The 20,728-nt window shown below is 58.7% G+C and carries 10 protein-coding genes; 5 read left to right on the top strand and 5 right to left on the bottom strand.

All coding sequences use genetic code 11. The annotated features are described in order from the left end of the window. Nucleotides 1-185: 185 nt before the first annotated feature. The 5 genes from FDY93_RS06230 to FDY93_RS06210 all read right to left on the bottom strand — a co-directional run bounded on the left by FDY93_RS06230 (nt 186) and on the right by FDY93_RS06210 (nt 10,659). The gene (locus tag FDY93_RS06230) at nt 186-2,864 is read right to left on the bottom strand and encodes a rhamnogalacturonan lyase family protein (RefSeq protein ID WP_138234883.1); all 2,679 of its coding nucleotides are present in this window, start codon (nt 2,862-2,864) and stop codon (nt 186-188) included. A gap of 124 nt (nt 2,865-2,988) precedes the next feature. Next, entirely contained in the window at nt 2,989-5,814 is a 2,826-nt protein-coding gene (locus FDY93_RS06225; protein WP_138234882.1) for a glycoside hydrolase family 9 protein, read from the bottom strand. A gap of 144 nt (nt 5,815-5,958) precedes the next feature. Beyond that, complete coding sequence (bioA, locus tag FDY93_RS06220) at nt 5,959-7,230, bottom strand: adenosylmethionine--8-amino-7-oxononanoate transaminase (RefSeq protein ID WP_138234881.1); 1,272 nt, start codon at nt 7,228-7,230, stop codon at nt 5,959-5,961. A gap of 247 nt (nt 7,231-7,477) precedes the next feature. Next, a complete protein-coding gene (locus tag FDY93_RS06215) occupies nt 7,478-9,931 on the bottom strand; it encodes an ABC transporter permease (protein ID WP_138234880.1) in 2,454 nt (817 codons plus the stop codon). Then, entirely contained in the window at nt 9,931-10,659 is a 729-nt protein-coding gene (locus FDY93_RS06210) for an ABC transporter ATP-binding protein (protein WP_138234879.1), read from the bottom strand. The genes FDY93_RS06215 and FDY93_RS06210 overlap by 1 nt, the downstream gene beginning before the upstream one ends. 55 nt (nt 10,660-10,714) lie before the next feature. Here FDY93_RS06210 and FDY93_RS06205 point away from each other — a divergent pair, with 55 nt between their 5' ends. The 5 genes from FDY93_RS06205 to FDY93_RS06180 all read left to right on the top strand — a co-directional run bounded on the left by FDY93_RS06205 (nt 10,715) and on the right by FDY93_RS06180 (nt 20,727). Further along, nucleotides 10,715-11,425 carry an arylesterase gene (locus FDY93_RS06205; RefSeq protein WP_138234878.1) on the top strand — a complete coding sequence of 237 codons (711 nt, stop codon included), beginning with the start codon at nt 10,715-10,717 and terminating at the stop codon, nt 11,423-11,425. 250 nt (nt 11,426-11,675) lie between these two features. Then, entirely contained in the window at nt 11,676-12,632 is a 957-nt protein-coding gene (gene ttcA / locus FDY93_RS06200) for a tRNA 2-thiocytidine(32) synthetase TtcA (protein WP_138234877.1), read from the top strand. 782 nt (nt 12,633-13,414) lie between these two features. Continuing rightward, nucleotides 13,415-14,884: a sodium/proline symporter PutP gene (gene putP / locus FDY93_RS06190; RefSeq protein ID WP_138234876.1), complete on the top strand. Its 1,470-nt coding sequence runs from the start codon at nt 13,415-13,417 to the stop codon at nt 14,882-14,884. Nucleotides 14,885-14,955: 71 nt separating this feature from the next. After that, a complete protein-coding gene (locus FDY93_RS06185; RefSeq protein WP_138234875.1) occupies nt 14,956-15,468 on the top strand; it encodes an O-acetyl-ADP-ribose deacetylase in 513 nt (170 codons plus the stop codon). Between the two features lie 225 nt (nt 15,469-15,693). Continuing rightward, nucleotides 15,694-20,727 carry an RHS repeat-associated core domain-containing protein gene (locus tag FDY93_RS06180; RefSeq protein WP_138234874.1) on the top strand — a complete coding sequence of 1,678 codons (5,034 nt, stop codon included), beginning with the start codon at nt 15,694-15,696 and terminating at the stop codon, nt 20,725-20,727. The last annotated feature ends 1 nt before the right edge of the window (nt 20,728 follow it).

Raw genomic sequence — 20,728 nt, 5'->3', positions numbered from 1 at the left:
GGAGGTATCCGGGTGAATAAAAGGTGTTCGGAGTGGTGTTGGCGCTGTTGACTCTTGGGGGCGAGCCTTCCATAGCCACGTTCCCCCGGAAAGTAGAAAGCTAGTTCAAAAATATCAGGAAAGAACGCGGATATTTTTCAACATGGGCTTTCCCTGCAGAGTCATTTAGAAATAGTTTTTCTGGCTTATCTTGAGGTGTGGATGTCCGGCCAAGGATAAGTCTGAACGTCACTGCCAATATAAAAACTCGGATGTGGTGGTTGATTGTAGCCGGTGTTCTGCCAGGCGATGGCAGCGCGGTATTGCGGGTTGTGCATCAGGGTTGGGATACGTAGATCCGTTACATGGGAGGTGGCATAGATGCGCAGGGCGGAGCTGTCGCTCGTGGCCCAGATCACTTCCTCCCGCCAGTCGCCGAACAGGTCCGCGGACAGCGATGGTGTGGCCTTGGTGCCGTTGTTGGAGACCACGTTGGAACCGGTCAGCAGACGTGCGGATGGATCGTAATTGTCGATATGGGTTCCGTCCAACAGCTCCCGTTCACCGTCTCCATCCCACCAGATCAGAAAATTGGTGGAGCCGGGTTTGGAAGCAATGCTAGTGCCATTGGCGTTTAGCAGGCCACTCACCCGCGACGACCAGAACTCACCACCGGGATTACCCGCCCACACATTGCCGGCTACGGCGCGGCCGTTATCGCCGCCGGCGGTGGTCTGAAAGATCACCGAGCCGTTGCTGCCGTCGATCAACCGTGAAGAGGGCTGGTCGCTGTGTTCACCTGGCATGAACACTTCCTGGCCGGGGCGGCTGGGTACAAAGTCGCTCACATGCAGCGCGTCGCCGTGATACAGACGGGTATTCCACAGAGGTTGTCCGTTGGCGCCGATGGCCATGGCACCGAACACGATGTCTTGGCGACCATCGCCGTTCAGATCCGCGATAGACAGGCTGTGGGCGCCCTGGCCCTCATACTGGCTGCCGGCTTGATTCGAATCGAAAATCCAGCGGGTGGCGAGGTTCTGGCCATCGAAGTCCACTGCCCAGATTACCGTGCGGGTGTAGTAGCCGCGGGAGAAAATCAGGCTTGGTGTTTCGCCGTCCAGCCAGGCGGTGCCGGCGAGGAAACGGTCGACGCGGTTGCCATAGCTGTCGCCCCAGCTGCTCACACTGCCGCGTGCAGGTTGGTAGTTGACCGTGTCGATGGCGGCCCCGGTCGCGCCGTTGAAAATGGTGAGGAATTCCGGGCCGGAGAGAATATAGCCGGAGGAATTGCGGTAGTCCGCAGCGGCATTGCCGATCACATTCCCGGTTCCATCCACGGTGCCATCGGCCGTTTTCATGGCCACTTCCGCGCGCCCGTCGCCGTCGTAGTCGAAGGCTTGGAACTGGGTGTAGTGAGCGCCGGCCCGGATGTTGCGACCGAGGTCGATGCGCCACAGACGTTCGCCATTCAGCCGGTAGGCATCAACGTAAACGTTACCGGTGACGCCGCTTTGGGAATTGTCGCGGGAGTTGCTTGGGTCCCATTTCACGATCAGCTCATACTGTCCGTCACCGGTGAGATCCGCGGCGCTGGCGTCGTTGGCGGAATAGGTGTAACCGGAACCACCCGGCGGGCGTTGTAACGGTACATCGAAATAGCCACTGCTATTAAACACCAGCTCTGCGGGGGCGGGCGCGCCCTCGCTGCCATTGGTGATCGCACGCACGGAATACTGTGCACCGGGCGAGGCACCGCTATCAAGAAAGTTGCTCGCGCCGCTAATGACTGCGCTGTTGACCTTCTGGCCATCGCGGTAGAGATTGAAGGCCACCCCGGGATCATCGGTGCCGAGAATGCGCCAGCTCACCAAATTACCGCCACCGGTGGGCACCACCGTAACGCCGCGGGTCAGGCGTTCCATTCGGTAATTGCCGGCGCCGCTGGAGATACATGCACCCGCTGCGGGGCTGTCGCCGGTAACCGTAAGCGAGTCGATATTGGCGAGCCCGTCGCTGCCGTCGGCCACCAGTTCCACACTGTTTTCCCCCGCCTCAAGTGAGACGACCGCACTCGCCTGACTCCAGCTGGTCCAGCCACCGGTGGTGGGGAAATCCACGTTCGCGAGGTTCGTACCGTTGATCCGCACGCTGGCGGGGCGCGCAATACCACCATTGGCGAAGCGCCAGTCCAGAAGGTAATCACTAGCGGAGGTCGCGTTCACACTCCAGCGAATACGCGTGCCGATCAGGTTTTCCGTATTGGCAAAACCGCTGCCGGTAAAGCCGGCGTTGTTGCTGTCGATTGTGCCGTCCACCCCGCAGAAGCCAGCGGCGTTTTCCTGCAGGGTAACTGCGGAGGCGCCGCTCGAAGAACTGCTGCCCGACGAGGAACTTGAGGAAGAACTGGATGAGCTGCCGCCGGAGGAGCTGCTGGATGAGCTCCCTGTATCGCCGCCGTTACACGGTGTGCCGTTTAGCGTAAATGCACCCGGCACCTGCGCCGGTGGCGTTGTGTCGGTTACCTGGATACCGAAGCGTTGGGTGGCGCCGGGAGCGATGGTGCCGTTCCAGTGGCTTGCGGTATTGGACGCGGTGATATGGGTGCCGCTTTGCACAATGCTGGCGTTCCAACCGCCGCTGTGATTTTCGCCTGTACCAATCTCCCATTCCAGGGTCCAGCCGGCAATGGGCGCGCTGCCGGTATTGGTGATGCCGACATCTACCTGGTAGGCGCCGTTCCAGTCGCTGATGGGGTACTCCACGTCGCAGGAGACGGCCTGCTGCGATAGCGCTGGTATTGGCAGCAGCAGGCTACCGGTGGTAACCACGCCCCATACACAGGGATGGAAGCCGGCGCGGAAAAAATTGGGTATCCGGTTCATCGTTTATTTCTCTTGTTATTTTTGTTTCCGCTTTTTTTCTTTTATTTCTGCCGAGTTGGAACCACTGTGAACCTCATTTGATGTTCACAGTGGTTCCGAGTGCGAGTTCTACTCAGTGAAATATTCAGTCGCCACTGCACGCCGGCAGGCTGAAGTTCCCATTGTGGCCACCCTGGAACCCGACGGTTGTGGAACCACCTGGCGCCAAACCGCCGTTCCATGGGGCATTGGAAATGGTCACCACGCGGCCGTCGGGAGAGAGGCTGAACTCACCGCTCCAGCCGTTCACCAGAGTGATCGGCTCGGCAAAGGTAAGCTGGATTTCCCATCCCTGGATTGCCTCACTGCCATCGTTGGTGATCGTGACATTGTTCAGCACGAATCCGTTATTCCAGGTATCTGCGCTGACCGCTTCACAGATGACGCCATCACCACCGCCGGTGGATTCCGCTTCCACGGTGATAGTGATGCTGTCGCTGACTGCGAGTTCTTCCGCGTCCTCTACCGCGCGCACTTCAATCTGATGGTCGCCAAGGCTCGGCGCTGGGATCACCAGGTCGACAGCTCCGTTTGCGCTGGATGTCAGTACACCGTCGACATACAGATTTACCCCGTCCGCATACTGCAGGGTGTATTGCACGGTAATGTCTTCACCTTCCTCGAATGTACTGCCATTGGCGGGAGAGGTGATGCTGACCGCGGGCACAGGAGGGGACTCCACGTCGATGGTAACCGTGGCCGCCGGCGATACAGCGCCCCCGTTGTCGGTGACGGTATAGGTGAATGAGTCCTCGCCGAAGAAGCCGGCATCCGGGGTGTAGAGCAACTCCGCCCCACTGCCGCTCAGGCTGCCGTTGGCCGGTCCTGTTTCCACGGTGTAGGCGGTAATGCTGCCGTCGCTGTCCGCGCCCGAGAGGCTAACCATCACCTGGGATTCAAAACCGGTTTGCACGCTCACATCCTGCGCAGTCGGCGCGCAGTTAACTCCGGAATCACCGCCGCAACCTTCACCAGGTTCCTGGCCCCAGACCAGTTCGCCGTTATCGTACAGTGCGATCAGCGGTGCAGGTGTGCGCTCGCTGTTGTAGTTGTCCCAGGACGGGTCGTTGCTCGGGTCCCAGGGCAGGCCCTCACCGACGGCGACACGGAACTGCGTTTCCTTCTTGGTTTGTGACTGACCACCGGGATAGATATCCACGCCTGCGAAGGAAACTTCCACATAGTAGATGTTGTCTGCCGGGTCGCCCCAGGGGTGCGGGCCGCTGAAACCGCTGGCCTGGCTGTAAGCGCTGGAGAGTTGCAGATCGCTGGCGGAGTGACCCGCGTTTACCAGTTCGGAAATATCTATCCAGTAACGCATGCTGAGGTTGTCAGTCAGGCGTGCCGGCCAGGCACTGCGGTTATGTGGCCGCGCGCTGATCTCCGTGTGACGGGGGCCGCTGGAATTCAGTTTTGCGTCCACAAAAAACTCAGTGTCGCGGTTTTCCGGCGCCGGAAAACTGCCTTCCGCAATCGGGTTGCCGCCGAAATCCAGCCACAGTCGCGCCAGTGCACCGGTAAAGCCGGCGTTATAATCCGTGGCTACTTCGTTCAACACGTAATCGCCGCGATCGTTCTCGAAGTTGTCAGACGTATCCGGGCCACCGACCAGAGCGCCGACTAAGGTGTGCCGGTTGTCTATCGGGTCGGCCAGGCTGTCATTCCAGGAGCCGTGGGCGGTGCGATGGTGTGGGGAGGTGGGATACACGGAGCCATACCCGATCTGGTAGCTCATGTTCATCGGGTTATCGCCGAGCAGGTACTCCATCTGCCCCGCGGCGAAATCGTAGTAGGTCTGTGCCCTGGGATTGCCAGGATCCACTTCGTTCAGATAGTCCGCATAAACGAGCGCGATAAACGAGGTGTTGGAGGTATAGCGCGCCGCGCCCCACTGATCCAGATGCGCCAGGCCACCGGGCGTGTAGGTGACGCGGCTGCCGTTGTAACCGGTGGTCCAGTAATCCAGCCAGCGCTCCGCATCGGCGCGGTACTGTGGATTGTCAGTGAGTTGCGACATGAGCACGTAACTGCCGTAGCTCTTGTCGTCCCAGGCGTGGGTCCATTTGTAAGATTTGATGGTGGACTGTGGCTCGGTGGAAAGGTTGGCGTAGTAGCTGTTGGCCTTATCCAGATAAGACTGCTCTCCAGTAGCGCGATACAGCCACGCCGCGCCCCATACCAGCTCGTCGTTGTATCCGCTCCAGGAATTGTAATAACTGCCGGCGTCGGTGATGCAATCACTGTACTTGCCACGGTAGTTGTCGGCGAAGCTGTACAGCTGCTCCGCGTGCTGCAACAGGTTTGCCGCATAACTGGCATCAGTGGACTCGAACACCATGGAAATCGCAGCCAGCGCCGCCGCGGTCTCCCCCGCCAGGTCCGAGCCGGGGCAGCTGGCATCCACTTTGTAGGAAGGCCGCGCCATTGGCATCACTTCGGCGGAGCCCCACCAGGCGTGGTCGGTTCCGCCATTGCCCACCTGGCCCCAGAGTTCGTTGGGTGCAGTGTGCGCTTTGAGGAAGTAATCCGCGACAAAGCGCAGGTTATTCAGCATATGCGGCAGTTGCCCCGTTTGGGCGTAGGCCCCGCGATTTTCCACCACGCCCCAGGCCAGCATGGTGGCACTCGCTGCCATCGGGAAACCGAACTTTACGTGGTCACCGGCATCGTACCAGCCACCGGTCAGATCCACATTCTGGTCCGCGCCGTCCTGCAACGCGGAATCACCGCGCCACTCGTTGCGGTTCCAGCTGGGGATAGGGCCGGACTGCTGGGCCTCATAGAAATAGATGGACTTCTGCAGGGCTTCGCCGTAGTTGGCGGCATAGGCACCGGAAGAAACAAGTGCGGAACCGGCCAGCGTCGCTGCAATGGCGGCGCTGAGCGGCTTGGTGGCTCTGATCAATCGCATTGTGAGGATTCCTTCTTGTAAATTATTTTTTCGGGCAGGCAGGCTGCCCGGCGAGGCTTTGGCTCGCACAAGAAGGACGTCTTTCGACTTACAACGGGAAAGGTTTCCCCGCCAGCTTTTACATTTTGTGATGCATTACAGCTATCAAACTACGCACAGCGCTTCGTTCATTGCCTTTGTCAGATCAGCCAGGTCTGAAGAGTTGATGATGTATGGAGGCATGGTGTACACCAGTTTGCCGAATGGCCGCAGCCACACGCCCCGCTCAATGAGGCTTTCCTGCAGGGTTCTGTTGTTCACTGGCTGTTTCATTTCCACCACACCGATGGCGCCGAGCACACGCACATCGGCCACACTTTCGGCATTTTTCAATGGTGCCAGTTCCTGCCTCAGCTGCTGCTCTATGTCGCTCACCTGCTGTTGCCAGTCACGTTGCAACAATAAATCAATGCTGGCGTTGGCCACGGCGCAGGCCATTGGGTTTCCCATAAATGTCGGGCCGTGCATGAATACGCCGGCTTCGCCATTGCAGATGCCCTGTGCTACTTCGTCTGTACATAGTGTTGCGGCAAGTGTCATGGTGCCGCCAGTTAGTGCCTTGCCCAGAGTGAGGATATCGGGTGAGATCCCCGCGTGTTCGCAGGCAAACAGTTTGCCACTGCGACCAAAACCGGTGGCGATTTCATCGGCGATCAGCAGCAGGTTGTATGTGTCGCAGAGTTCGCGCACGCGTTTGAGATATTCCGGGGAATAGAAACGCATGCCGCCGGCGCCCTGCACGATGGGTTCGAGGATCACGGCAGCCAGTTGCTGATGGTTCCGTTCGACCAGTTGTTGCAGTTCAGCAATATCTTCTTCCGTACAGGATTCGTCGAACTTTGGTGCCGGTGCCGGGGCAAATATATGCTGGGTGAGCTGGCTGGCGAACAGATGGTGCATACCGTTGACGGGGTCGCAGGTGGCCATGGCGCCGAAGGTGTCGCCATGGTAACCATTGCGGAGTGCGAGTAAGCGGTTTTTTTCCGGTCTGCCCTGGGATTGCCAATACTGCAGAGCCATTTTGATAGCGACTTCGACGGAGACGGAGCCGGAGTCGGCGAGGAAGACCTTCTGCAGTGGCTCGGGGGTGAGTGCGACGAGTTTTTTGCACAGTTCGATGGCGGGCTCGTGGGTGAGGCCACCGAACATGACGTGACTCATTTTTTCCATCTGCGCCTGCATGGCGGCATTCAGCTCGGGGACGTTGTAGCCGTGCAGGGTGCTCCACCAGGAACTCATGCCGTCGATCAATCCGCGGCCGTCTTCCAGATAAATCCTTACGCCTTCTGCTCTGGTGATTGGGTAGACGGGGGGCGGGTTGATCAGGGAGGAGTAGGGGTGCCAGATATGTTTTTTGTCGAATTCCAGATCGATCATTTGTAATTGGTACTTTGGTCTTGTTTGGTGGCGGCAAGGCACCGGGGATGGGGTTTCAGGACCGGGCTAGGCGCCCCCTTCAACCCATCCATGGGCGCTGCGGTGCAAACATCCTGTTTGCGACGCTCCTGAAACCCCATCCCCGGCACCTTGCCTTCGCGTTGTAGAGTTGTGCTTCGTAAAAAGGCCTTTAATTCGCTCTGCCGTCATTCCGGCGAAGGCCGGAATCCAGCGTTGCGAAGTCGTATCAGGCCAGTTCCCGCAGGACTTTCAAGGGTGGTTGGCTTACAGCGCTTCTACACGCCAATGTGCCCGCAGTCCCTACCAGCAGTGCACCAACAAGCGGCCCTAGCAGCCAAAGTCCCGGGTGGAAGTGGAACGGCATATCAAACACCCGCTGCGTAAGCACAGCCAGTGTCGCTTCTGTTCCAAAGGCCGCAAGCAATCCCGCGGCAATCCCGAGCAATCCAAATTCAATCATCAGGCTGCGAACCAGCAATTGCCGGCGGCCGCCCAGCGTACGGATGACGGCGGCTTCCTGCAAACGTTCGGCGATGCTGGCGCGCACACCGGCGATGAGGACCAGTACACCGGCGACGAGCATGAGGGCGAGTACGGATTCCACTGCGATGGCGACCTGGCCGATGGTATCGCGGATGTTCTCGAGGATTTTATCCAGTTCGATGATGCTGACACTGGGGAATTCTCTTACCAGTTCGTTGACGAACAGCTTGTCTGCCGGCGGCAGGTAGAAGCTCTGAATGTAGGTGGCCGGGAAGCTGTCGAGGCTGCCGGGGGCAAACAGCATGAAGAAGTTGGGGCGCATGCTGTTCCAGTCGAGGGTGCGCAAGCTGGTGACGGTGGCTTCGGTTTCGAGGCCGCCGATCGAGAAGCGCAATACATCGCCGAGGCTGAGGCCGAGGCGCGCGGCCACTTCGACTTCCACGGATACGCCTTCTTTCAGGTTTTCGTTCCACCAATCGCCGGCGACGATTTTGTTGTCGGCGGGAAGGGTGTCGGTCCAACTGAGGTTGAGTTCGCGGCGGATGGCGCCGTCTTTCTCGTCCCGCTCGGTGACCGGGGTACCGTTCACGGCAATTAGGCGTCCGCGCACCATGGGGTAGAACTCGGTGCCTTCGAGGTTTTTGCCGGCAATTTTTTGTTTGACGCCGTCCAGTTCATAGGGGGCGATGTTGACCAGAAAGTGGTTGGGCGCATTTTCCGGCAACTGCATTTTCCACTCGTCGATCAACGCCGTGCGGGCGTAGAACATGGCGAGCATGGCCAGCAGGCCGGTGCCAAAGGCGGCAATTAGCAGAGTGTTGAAGCCGGCGCGGCGCTGCAGGCTGCCGAGGGCAATGCGCCAGCTGCCGCCAAGTGCGGCGAGCCGTCCGCGCACCAGCAGACGGTTGATGGCGGCAGCACCGGCCACCAGCAGGCCGAGGCCCGTAAGCAGGGCGAGGGTGATAGCCATGCTGCCGGAGAGCCACCAGATCAGCAGTAGCATGGAGAGTGGGCCGGGGATCAGGCCGAACCACTCGCGTTTGTCCGGGTTGCTCCAGTCCTGGCGCAGGGTCTGCATGGGGTCGGTCTGGGCCAGACGGAACAGGGGCGGCAGGGCGAAACCGATAACGCAGGCGAGGCCGGTCGCGAGCCCCACCAGTAATGGCCGCAACCCGCTGGGCGGTGGCGTGACCGGAAAAAAGCCGGCCAGCAGATTGACCGCCTGGGCCTGGATCAGTGAGCCGATAGCGAGACCGACGGCGGTGGCGATGAAGGCAAGCGCGGTCATCTGGCCGATGTAGATGCCGAGTATCTTGTTCTTGCCGGCGCCGAGACTTTTCATGACTGCCACATAGTTGGCGTGGCGCAGGCCGTAGCGACGGGCCGCAAGGCCGACGGCGACACTGGCGAGCAGCACCGCCAGACTGGCGGCGAGGAACAGGAAGCTCTCGGCGCGATCCAGGGTGCGTGCCACCCGCGGCTGTCCCTCTTCCAGGTCGGTAATGTGTTCGTGCAGGGTGAGCTGCGGGCGCAGCCATTTGACGTAGTTTTCCAGTGCTTTGTCATCGCCGGCGAACAGGTAGCGGTAGTCGACGCGGCTGCCGGGTTGCAGAATGTTGGTGGCGGCGAGATCGTCGCTGTGCATCATCAGACGCGCGCCCATGGAGAAGAGATTGGCGCCGCGATCCGGTTCGTGGTCGATGATGCCGCTGACGGTAAAGCTGCGGTCACCCAGCTGCAGTTGGTCACCAATATCGAGCTGCATCAGCGGCAGCAGGCGCGCTTCCAGCCATACATGGCCGGGCTGAGGGCCCTGCTGCACGACGCGCGATTCGCCATCGACGGTTTGCCGCATTTCGAGGTGGCCCACCAGGGGATAGCCGTCGCTCACGGCCTTGACCGAGGCAAACTGAAATTCATCCCCCGCGGCGAGCATGGAGGCAAAGGTGACCGTGCGGGCCTGCCGCAGGCCCAGTTCGTCGGCCTTGTGCAGCCATTCTGCGCGCACCTCCCGGCTGCTTTTCAGTACCCGCTCGGCGGCCAGAAAGCTCTGGGACTGAATGTGCATGGCGCGGGTGAGCCGATCGGAGAAGTGGGCGATGGCGGTGACGCTGCTCACCGCCAGTATCAGGGCGGTGGCGATCAGGGCCAGCTCGCCGCCGCGCCAATCGCGGCTCAGCAGTTTCAGCGGTAGCATCAGGCAGACACCTCTGCCAGTGAACCGGGCTGGTCGCCGGCGGTGATCTCCCCCGCGTCCATGCGCAGGTGCGCACCGCAGCGCGCGGCGAGACGCTGTTCGTGAGTCACCAGCACCAGGGTAGTGCCGGTCTCGGCATTGAGATTGAACAGCAGGTCGATGACCTTCTCGCCATTGTGAGCATCGAGACTGCCGGTGGGTTCGTCGGCGAACAAAATGCCGTTGCTTGAGGACACATCGTTGTCTGCGATACTGCAAAACGCCCGCGCGATTGCTACGCGCTGCTGCTCGCCGCCGGAAAGCTGGCGAGGGTAGTGGTGCAGCCGGTGGCCGAGGCCGACCCGTTCCAGGAACTCCTGCGCACGCCTGCCGGCATTGCGCTCACCGCGCAGCTCGCTGGGCAGCATGACGTTTTCCCGGGCGGTGAGGCCGGGTAGCAGTTGAAAGGTCTGAAAGACAAAGCCGACGCAGCGGGCGCGGAGGGCTGCACGCTGCTCTTCGTCCATCGCGGTTATTTCCTCGCCGGCGAGCCAGATGCGGCCGTCGGAGGGGCGGTCGAGGCCGGCGAGGAGGCCGAGCAGGGTGGACTTGCCGGAGCCCGATGCGCCGGTAATGGCGAGGCTTTGGCCGGCCTGGAGCTGCAGGGAGATGTCGTTCAACAGAGTGAGCTGGCCTTCACTGGTGGTAACCCGATGGTGGAGGTTTTCGGCTTGGAGCATCACTGACATGGCAAGTCCCTGTAAATTCTGCAAAATGTGCGTATTCAGAAGTGGAGAGTATGACATGGCGGCAGTTTTTTTCCGGCACCTGACCACCGGTTTTATCTCGCGCAGTCTGCTGTTGATCGTTTTGTTATACGCATCGGCAGCCAGTGCGGATGAACAGGGCGAGGTTCGGGATGTCGTCCGAGGGACTTTACTGGTACTGGGGGACAGTATCAGTGCGGCCTACGGGATCGATGAGCGGGAGGGCTGGGTGCAGTTGTTGCGCAACCGGCTGGCGGAGCGGGAGCTGGCGGTGAAGGTGGTGAACGCGAGTGTAAGTGGGGAGACGTCCGCCGGCGGGCTGGCGCGCTTGCCGCGCTTATTGAGCGAGCACAGGCCTGACTGGCTGGTGGTGGAGCTTGGCGGTAATGATGGCCTGCGGGGCTATCCGCCGCGGGCGCTGCAGCAGAATCTGGCGCGAATGGTGCAGCTGGCGCGGGAGCAGGGGGCGGATGTGTTGCTGCTGGGTATGCAGATGCCGCCGAACTATGGCAAGGCGTATACCCAGGCGTTTGCGGCCGTGTATCCAAAGGTGGCGGCGTCTGAGCAGGTGCCGCTGGTACCCTTTTTCCTGGAGACGGTGGCACTGGAGGACGGGGCGATGCAGACGGATGGTATTCATCCCACCGCCAAGGCCCAGCCGGCGTTGCTGGACCATGTGTGGCCCTGCCTGGAAACCATATTGAAAGGCAATGGGAATACACAGTCCGATAGCCTGTGCACTTCCTGATCGGAAAGCGTACAATCGCCGCCTGATTTTTCGGATCACCCGGGGAAAACTCCGTAGTCGGGTCCGTGGCGGTACTGCCGCCGATACAGCTTTGCGAGACACGCCGTGAACCCATCCATGGGGGCTCTTCCGCGAGGTCCCTCTCGCGGAAGGTCTCGCAAAGCTGTATCGGCGTCAGCACCTTCGTATTCCAATGAATTACTTCGTAGCAAATGACGTTTATCGTCGTTTGTGAGATTGAGATTTACCCATGTCTGATCTGGAAAACCGCCGCGAGCGGCTGGAATTCAACAAGCTGCAGAAGCGCCTGCGCCGCAATGTGGGCAAGGCGATCGCCGACTTCAACATGATTGAAGAGGGCGACAAGGTGATGGTGTGCCTGTCCGGCGGCAAGGATTCCTACGCGATGCTGGATATCCTGATGAACCTGCAGAAGACCGCACCGGTGCACTTTGAACTGGTGGCGGTGAATATGGACCAGAAGCAACCGGGTTTCCCGGAGCATATTCTGCCGGAATATCTGCAGTCCATCGGCGTGCCCTACCACATCGTGAACAAGGATACGTACAGTGTGGTGAAGGAGGTGGTGCCGGAGGGAAGGACAACCTGTGGGCTTTGCTCCCGCCTTCGCCGCGGAACTCTGTACGGTTTTGCCGAGGAGATTGGGGCGACCAAGGTGGCGCTTGGGCACCACAAGGACGATATCGTCGAGACGCTGTTTCTCAACATGTTTTACGGCGGCCGCCTGAAGGCGATGCCTCCGAAGTTGCGTGCGGACGACGGGCGCAATATTGTTATTCGCCCGCTGGCATACTGTCGCGAGTCGGATCTGATCGCGTTTGCGGAGCACAAGCAGTTCCCCATAATTCCATGCAACCTGTGCGGCAGTCAGGAAAACTTACAGCGGCAGGCGATCAAAGGGATGCTGAATGACTGGGACAAGAAGTTTCCCGGCCGCAGTGACAACATTTTTGCTGCGCTTACGCGCGTGTCGCCTTCGCAGCTGGCAGACCGGGATCTTTACGATTTCGAGAGCCTGGAGCTGGACCGCTCTAAACCCGCGCCGATGGTGGACGCGCGTTCGATTGAGCAGTATGTGGATTCCTGGATTCCGGAAGATGCTCGCGAAGAGGATCTGGAGACGGAGCGTGGAGAGAGGCCGGCTGAGGCTTCCCAGCCGTTGTACATTGAGGCGCGCAATCTGTAGTGTCGTCTTCGGTCAACAGCGTGTCGGTTTTATTGGCAGCCGCGGTATCTACCGCGGCTGCTTCGTTTTGCAGCGTGGGATTTTCCATGACGTTAATCAGCTTGCGGTAACTGTCGACAAAATCTCGCAGGCTGGCGCTGGGGCCGTGATGGAAGTGTTTCTTCCACAGTTTTGCCATCCGCGGAAGGTCACTGTACTCCACGTTTTCCACCCCCGCAGAGCGATACACGAGCCAGGCGATAGCCGTGGCATAGCGGAGATTAGTGGCGAGCTCGGCGTGGGGGTGCTGCAGGAAGTCCCGTTGGCTGGCCAGTCCGCGGACTTTGGACGCGAGCGCGGGAAAGTTGATCAGGTATTTGTCCCATATCTGACGGTGCGTGCTGGGCGAAATCTGAAAGATACCCATGCCGTGGCGGGAACCCTGCTTGAGATGAAACCCGAGTTCAGACTCCTGGGCCGCGGTGCCGAGCAGCAGGGCCTCCATTCCCGGAGACCAGGCGCGCAGTTGCTTGAGTGTGGGACGAACGACGAGCAAGCGGAGTTCGTCAATGCATATACCCATATCGCTTGGCAATTTCCTTACTTCTCAGCCTGAAAGCACCATCCATGGTGGATTTCGAACACTGGAAATATATCGTCTTTACCACCTTGGTTTAGTTTGCCGATTGAGTAAACGCCAGCGAATAGGTAGATTTGCGCGCAATAAAGACCAATAACGATGGATTCAGCCTATTCTTTCGCCAAAGAAGGCAGGATCTGCCAATTCTGACGGGGAATCTCACATGTCTGGACAGTGGCTTGTCGCCTTAACCTTCGTCGCGTACCTGGCCCTGATCCTGGTCATTGGCGTCTACGCGTATCTGCGTACCAAAGACGCCAGTGATTATTTTCTGGGTGGACGCTCGCTGCCGCCGGCGGTGGCTGCGCTCAGTGCCGGTGCGTCGGATATGAGCGGCTGGCTGTTGCTTGGTTTGCCAGGCGCTGCCTATGCGAGTGGCCTGTCTTCCGGCTGGATCGCCATCGGCCTGTTCAGCGGTATTGTTTTGAGTTGGACAACCATGGCGCGGCGGCTGCGGATTTATACCTATGCGCTCGACGATTCGCTCACGGTACCGGCCTATCTGCATCGCCGGTTCAACATGGGGCATCCCTACCTGCGCATCATCTGTGCCTTCTTCATTTTGCTGTTTTTCCTGTTTTACGTGGCTTCCGGTCTGATTGCGGGGGGCAAGCTGTTTGAAACGGTGTTTGGTTGGGATTATCAGTGGGCGGTGGTGATCGGCGCCGTGGCAGTGATCTCCTATACGCTGTTTGGCGGATTTCTCGCCGTGTCATGGACAGATGTATTTCAGGGACTGTTGATGAGCCTGGCGCTGGTGATCGTGCCAGTGGTAGTGATTTCCGACGAAGGTGGATTGGGCGCAGCCTGGGGAACCATGAAGACACAGTATCCGGAGTTGACGCACTGGATGAGCGATTCCACCGGCAAATCCCTCGGTATGGCGGCGGTTCTGAGCTCGCTCGCCTGGGGCCTCGGCTACTTCGGGCAGCCGCATATCCTTGCGCGCTTCAAGGCATTGCGGCACCCGGATGACATGCCGGCGGCAGCGACGGTGGCTGCAGTGTGGTCGCTGGCGGGCTTTCTCGGTGCCATATGCGTCGGGCTGTTCGGCCACCTGGAGTTGACAGAGACATTGCCGGATGGCGAGCGCATTTTCATGGCATTGGTGGAAACCATATTCCACCCGCTGGTGGCCGGAATTCTGTTGGCGGCGATCCTCTCGGCCATCATGAGCACCGCCGACTCACAGCTGCTGGTGTCATCCGCAGCCCTTGCGGAGGATATGTACCATGTCTGGTTCGGCGAAAGGGCAACGTCGGAAAGTGTCCTCAAGGTTGGCCGCTGGGCGGTTGTCGCACTGTCGCTGATTGCCGTCGGCGTGGCGATGGAGCCGGATTCCAAGGTGCTCGATGTGGTGGCCTATGCATGGGCCGGGCTGGGTGCGGCCTTTGGCCCGGCCATCCTGATCAGCCTGTACTGGTCTCGCATGACCGGGGCGGGCGCCATTGCTGGGGTAGTGGTAGGGGGTATAACCGTAGTGATCTGGAAACAGCTTTCCGGTGGGATCTTCGATATATACGAGCTTTTGCCGGGGTTCGTGCTCTCCTCAGCTGCTATTGTTTTAGTAAGTGCCGTGACGCATTGCCCCGAAGGAATATCCACGCGCCACCGTCAGTTAATGGGGCAGTAGCAGCAATCTGATTGCGACACTGGCGCAGCGATGCGCAATTGGCGGTTGGTGCCGCGGCTGGAGTAATTAGAGTGATCGAAGTACACCTCGGTGATATCACTCGGTTGCATGTAGATGTAATCGTCAATGCGGCCAACCATAGGCTCCTCGGTGGTGGCGGCGTGGACGGTGCCATCCACCGTGCTGCCGGCCCGGAACTGCTTGAAGCCTGTCGCCAGATTGGCGGTTGTCCGGTGGGGGATGTGCGCGCTACTCCGGGATTCCGTTTGCCGGTGAGGCGTATTTACCACACCGTAGGCCCAGTGTGGCGTGGGGGGAATCTGGGGGAGCCGGAATTGCTCGCCAGTTGTTACCGACAGTGCCTGAATCTCGCCCGGCGCGAAAATGCACATTCCATCGCCTTTCCTGCCATCAGTTGCGGCGTTTACGACTACCCTCCCGAACTCGCCGTAGAAATCGCGGTAGAGCAGGTGCAAGTTCATCTGGATCGGGATGGCGGCCCGCGACACGTCATTTTTTGCTGCTTTGAGGACAATATGGCCGAGCTGTATCGAATGCAGCTGGATGCCTGTGTGCGCCGGTAAAGCCGGCGCGCACGGTTTCTGAATTATCGAAGATCTGGTACAAGGATTTACTTGGTACTGTCGTAACAGTCAGGTGGCCGGCGCGAGACTTTCTTTTAAACATTCCACATTTGCCACAACTTATACCCCGCCCGGCTTTGCTGGGAGTCACTCTTCTTTTAGAATTTATCCCTTACGGAATTGCGTGGCGATATACCCGCCTACGGCGCACGAAAGGGAAAATTCATGCAGATTTACGTTGAAACTCAACGCGGCGAACGTTTTCGGGTCACGGAAGGCTGGGCCAGCGCGCCTACTATTTTTGACAATGACTTTTCAGCGGATCTGCTCGCCAGCTTCCCCACCGATGCGCTCGACCAGATTTTCGAGGCATTCCTCGCCCCCAAGCTTCTCAATCACTCCTTTGAAAAGGTTTTTGGCAGCGGCGATTTGCTGCACACCCGGCAATTCCCCGGTGCTCCGGCACATTTTTCTGACGATCACAAGGCGGTATACGCCGCGGTAAGGCAGCATCAGATTCTGGTAGAAGCCGCTCCGTTTGGTGAAGCAGCGTTGAACAATCGCCAGTCGGGCATCCGCCACCAGATTCGCATGGCGCTGCAGAAAATCATCGCCGAGGAGCGGGCCGAAGCTGCCCGCATTCAGGCGGTTCACGAGAAACGCACTGAGCTGGAAAAGGTTGGCGCGCATATAGCGCAGGGTGCCAAAGGCTTCGGACAGGCGGTCTGGAATCTGGCGGTATGGACCAAGGACCTTGCGGAAGTGGCGATGGTGATCAACCCCATCCGCATGCAGACTGAAATGCTGAACGCCGCGTACGACTACTACGCGCACGACAAAAGCTTCGATGCCTCCACCAGGGAATATCTGGGAAATGCAAGAAAAGAAGTGGTCGACGTACTCGGCTTTGATCCTACCACGATCACCGCAGAGCAGTTGGAGCAGGCCTTTGAAGTCGCTCATCTGGTCTATGACGATGCCGGCCTGCGCAGTGACATCGGTCGCTTTGCCAAAGACTATGTAAAAGCTCAGCACAGCCTGGAGATTTCCGAATTTGCCGGCGGTGGTGTATTTGAAATCGCCCTCACCATTGTGCTGGCCGCTTTTACCGGTGGTGTGGGCGGCGCTGCCGCGATGGCCAAGAATGCACGCCTGATGTTCCGCTTCAAGGATGTCGGTGATCTGATGCTGGACTTCGCCAAGTACCAGAAGCAGCGCAAACGGTTGCAGAAGGCACAGAGCGCGAAAGGCGAGGGTACCTCCTTCGACTCCCTGCCGACGGAGGAGGTTACAGTGTCGCCGTTGGCCGGGCCGGAAAGCAGCCCGGCGGCGAGAAAATCCAGATCCCAGAACGACGCGGATAAAAACAAATCGGACAGCGGCGAACAGGAATCGTCCATTGCCAGCGAAGAGGATAAGGCGAGCGGTGCAACTGGCGTTAACGGAGATGGCCAGACCACTCAATGCAATGCGCGCGCCTGTGAAGGGGGAGAGCCCATCAACCTGAAGACCGGTGAAGAGCGTCTTACCCTGGTTGATGCGGTGCTCGACGGTCCGCTGCCACTGACCGTAGCGCGTACCTATCGCAGCAGTAACCACACAGATTCCGGACTCGGGGTTGGCTGGAGTCACACGCTCGCGGAAAAACTCGTGGTGCGGAAATCTCGGGATGTTGTTGAGCTGTACGATGCCGAAGGGAGAGTGATCAGTCTGCCCATTCCCGGTTGCAGCGGGCGCAGTTACAACGTGGTGGAGCAGTTGAGCATCACGCGCAATAGCGCGGACCACTGGATAGTTACACCTTATGGTGCCCCGCAGGGTGTCCAAAAACACTTCAGGTCAGTGTCGGCGGATAGCGATGCGCTACTGTTATCAGAAATCCGCGATGGCTACGGTAACTTCTATCGTTTCCACTATGTGAACAAACAACTCATCTGCGTGGAGAGCAGCCTCAGCGAAGCGCTGCATATTACTCCGGTGGATGGTCGCATCGGTGAGTTGAAGAAAGAAACCCGCGATGGCCATATCTCAACACTCGCCCGCTACGAGTACAGCGATCATGGTGACCTGATCCGTGCAACCGATGCCAATGGGCACAGTGAAGAGTACGAGTTCAGCGGTCACCTCATCAAGAAGCGGACTCTGAAATCCGGATACTCCTTCCATTTCCTGTGGGACAACACTGGGCCCGGCGCGCGCTGCCTGCGCCAATGGGGCGACCCCATTGATGGCAAGGCCACCTATGATTACACCTTTGCCTGGGACGACGACGGCAGGGGCGTATCGGTCACCGATACCCGTGGCGGTACCGAACGCTATCGTTTTAACGATCGCGCACTGCCCATCTATCACCGCGATGCGGAAGGTGCGGAAACACTCTATACGTACAACACGATGGGGCAACCGGTCTCGGTGCAACTGCCATCGGAAGAGGGTATCGACCGCCGCGAAATTTTCGAGTACGACGACCTGGGTCGGCTCACAGCGAAAACCGATGTCGGCGGCGGTGTACATAAGATTGAGTACAACGCTGCGGGGCAACCAGCAAAAGTTACCGACGCCGCCGGTCGTATCTGGCAGCGGCAGTACAACGAACGCGGACAAATTACCGCGAGCATTGATCCGCTCGGACAGGCTACCCATTACAGCTACAACCCCATCGGCCTGATCGGCAGTATCACCAATCCATTGGGGCAAACCACCCGCTACCTGTGGAACCCACAGGGCAAACTGTCTGCCGTACACGACGCATCGGGTCGCTCGCAACACTATCGCTACGACGTTGCCCAGCGGTTGATTGAAGTACAGCATGGGCCTGGGCTCAGCACCCGGTATGAGTACGATGCCCAAGACAGGGTCAGTGCCATCACCGCCCCCGATGGCGGCCGTACCGAATATCGTTACAATCCTCAGGGCCTGATTGCCGAGATTGTCGACCCGGAAGGGCGCAGCACCCGCTACAGCTACGACGGCCTGAGCCAGGTAAAAGCCCGCACCAATCCCGACGGCAGCCAGCTGCAATACCAGTACGACGGCGAGCGCAACCTGATCGGGTTGGTTAATGAGAAAGGCGAGCAATACCAGCTCAAATACGACCTGCGTGAGCGCCTGATCGAAGAAGTGGGCTTTGATGGCCGTGTAACCCGCTACGCCTACAGCAAGGCCGGACATCTGATCGCCAGCCGCGCGGTGACCGATCCCCTCTCCACCGGCAAGAGCGGCAAGGGTGTCGACACCCTGTTTGATCGCGATTCCTTCGGACGCCTGCTTCAGGAAACCACTCCGGACGGCATTACCACATTCCGCTACAACCGCGCCGGCCAGATGACCGAAGCGGAAAATGCCCACCGCAAGTTGCGTTGGCAATACGACGCTGCGGGTCGCCTTATTGGCGACTGGCAGGACCGCGCCGAAATCCGCCACGAGTATGACGCCGCCGGCAATCGTATAGCCTCACTGTTGCCGAATGGAGAAAAGCTCCGCATCGGCTACAACGCTGCCGGTCAGTTCCAGAGCCTGCACCGCACACCGGCGGGCGAAGAAGTGGAACAACTGCTGGCCGAGATATCCCGCGATGAACTGGGCCGCGAAACCCAGCGTCTGCACGGCAATGGCCTCGCCACCGAAAGTCAGTACGACCCACAGGGCCGCCTGCAGAAAATGCGCCTGGGTAAAAGCAGCGGCCCGGTGGAAAACCCTGTATCCGGACAGCCGTTGCTGGTGCGCGCTTACGGCTACAACCGCAGCGGCCAGCTGAGCCAGATAGATGACAGCCTGCGCGGCACCCGCAAATACCACTACGACGCACTCGACCGTCTCACCCAGGTAGAAGGCCCCAACCCGGAACATTTCATTCACGACCCCGCGCACAACATCCTCGCCGCGGCCGCAACCCCGGAGGAAGCAAAACAGCAGGCCAGCGCTACCCAGGTCACCGGCAACCGCCTCAAATTCCGCGGTGATACCCACTACGAATACGACATCCACGGCAACCGCATCGCCGCCCTGCGCGGCAAAGGCAAAAAACTCCAGACCCGCTACCGCTATAACAGCAAGCACCAACTGATTGCCGTCGCTCAATACCGGATGGATGACGCCGGTGAAGCACAGCTGCAGCGCGAAACCCAGTATCAGTATGATCCGCTGGGAAGACGCATCGCCAAAACCGATGCCGATAAACGGATCGAATTCCTGTGGGATGGAGATGTATTGCTCCAGGAAACCACCCGCGACACTAGTACAGATCAGGATCTCAAAGAGCGCAGCTACTACTTCGAGCCGGGCACTTTCAAACCACTCGCCTTAAGCGAAAACGATGAGATCTATCACTATCACCTAGACCACTTGGGAACGCCGGACACGCTGACCAATGGAAGGGGCAAGGTCGCCTGGAGCGTCAGCTACAAGTCCTACGGAAATCTTGCAGTGGCGCACTGCAATGAGGTGGAGCAGCCGATTCGGTTTCAGGGGCAATATTTTGATGAAGAGAGTGGGCTGCATTACAACCGGTTTAGGTTTTTTGATCCGGAATGTGGGCAGTTTACTCAGCAAGATCCTGTTGGGCTTTTGGGGGGAGTAAACAACTACGAATATGTTCGCAATCCAAATAGTTGGATTGATCCTTACGGCCTAAGTTGCAAAGAGGTTATCCCCGATGACTTTGATGTCGTCGAAGATATGTTGGTCAACAATGTTGTCGAACGCAACAACTTCGGAAATTTCGTAGGTGCCTCTCTTGAAGTGTATGATTCGACACCGGCCTTAAAGGAAAATTTATTTGAACACGAGTTGTTAGCGTTACGAGCATATACAGGACCGAATTACGAGCTCATGAATGGGGCGCTTAGGGGAGAAAGACCTGATTTAATTTCTCAGTGGGCACCGGTAAATCGGGCAGCGTCCAGGGCTCTTGAAAAACTGTCTACGGTGCCAGGATATGGATATTCAGGGCGGGTGTTTAGGGGCACCGGCATGAGCGAGGCTGAAGTGCATGATCGTTTCCCTGAGGTTGGAAAGATCTACAAAGATAGAGGGTTTACTAGTACGTCTACTGAAAGCTCCGTCGCTTTCGATGGCTACTTTAAAGGGAATGTTAGGATAACGGCGGAAACTCACAGTGGAATCAGCATTGATTCTTTTAGTGCCACGAATGGGGAAGGTGAGGTCTTGTTTAAACCGGACACTGAGTTTGACATCATTAAAAAAGAGCTTGGCAGTGATGGAAAAACTTGGGAAATTCATCTTAAGGAAAGAGGGTGAT

Origin of the sequence: Microbulbifer harenosus, from assembly GCF_005771435.1 — a bacterium.
Taxonomy (GTDB): Bacteria; Pseudomonadota; Gammaproteobacteria; order Pseudomonadales; family Cellvibrionaceae; genus Microbulbifer; species Microbulbifer harenosus.
Note: the sequence above shows the minus strand (reverse complement) of the source record. Positions and strands in the feature narration are given on the sequence as shown.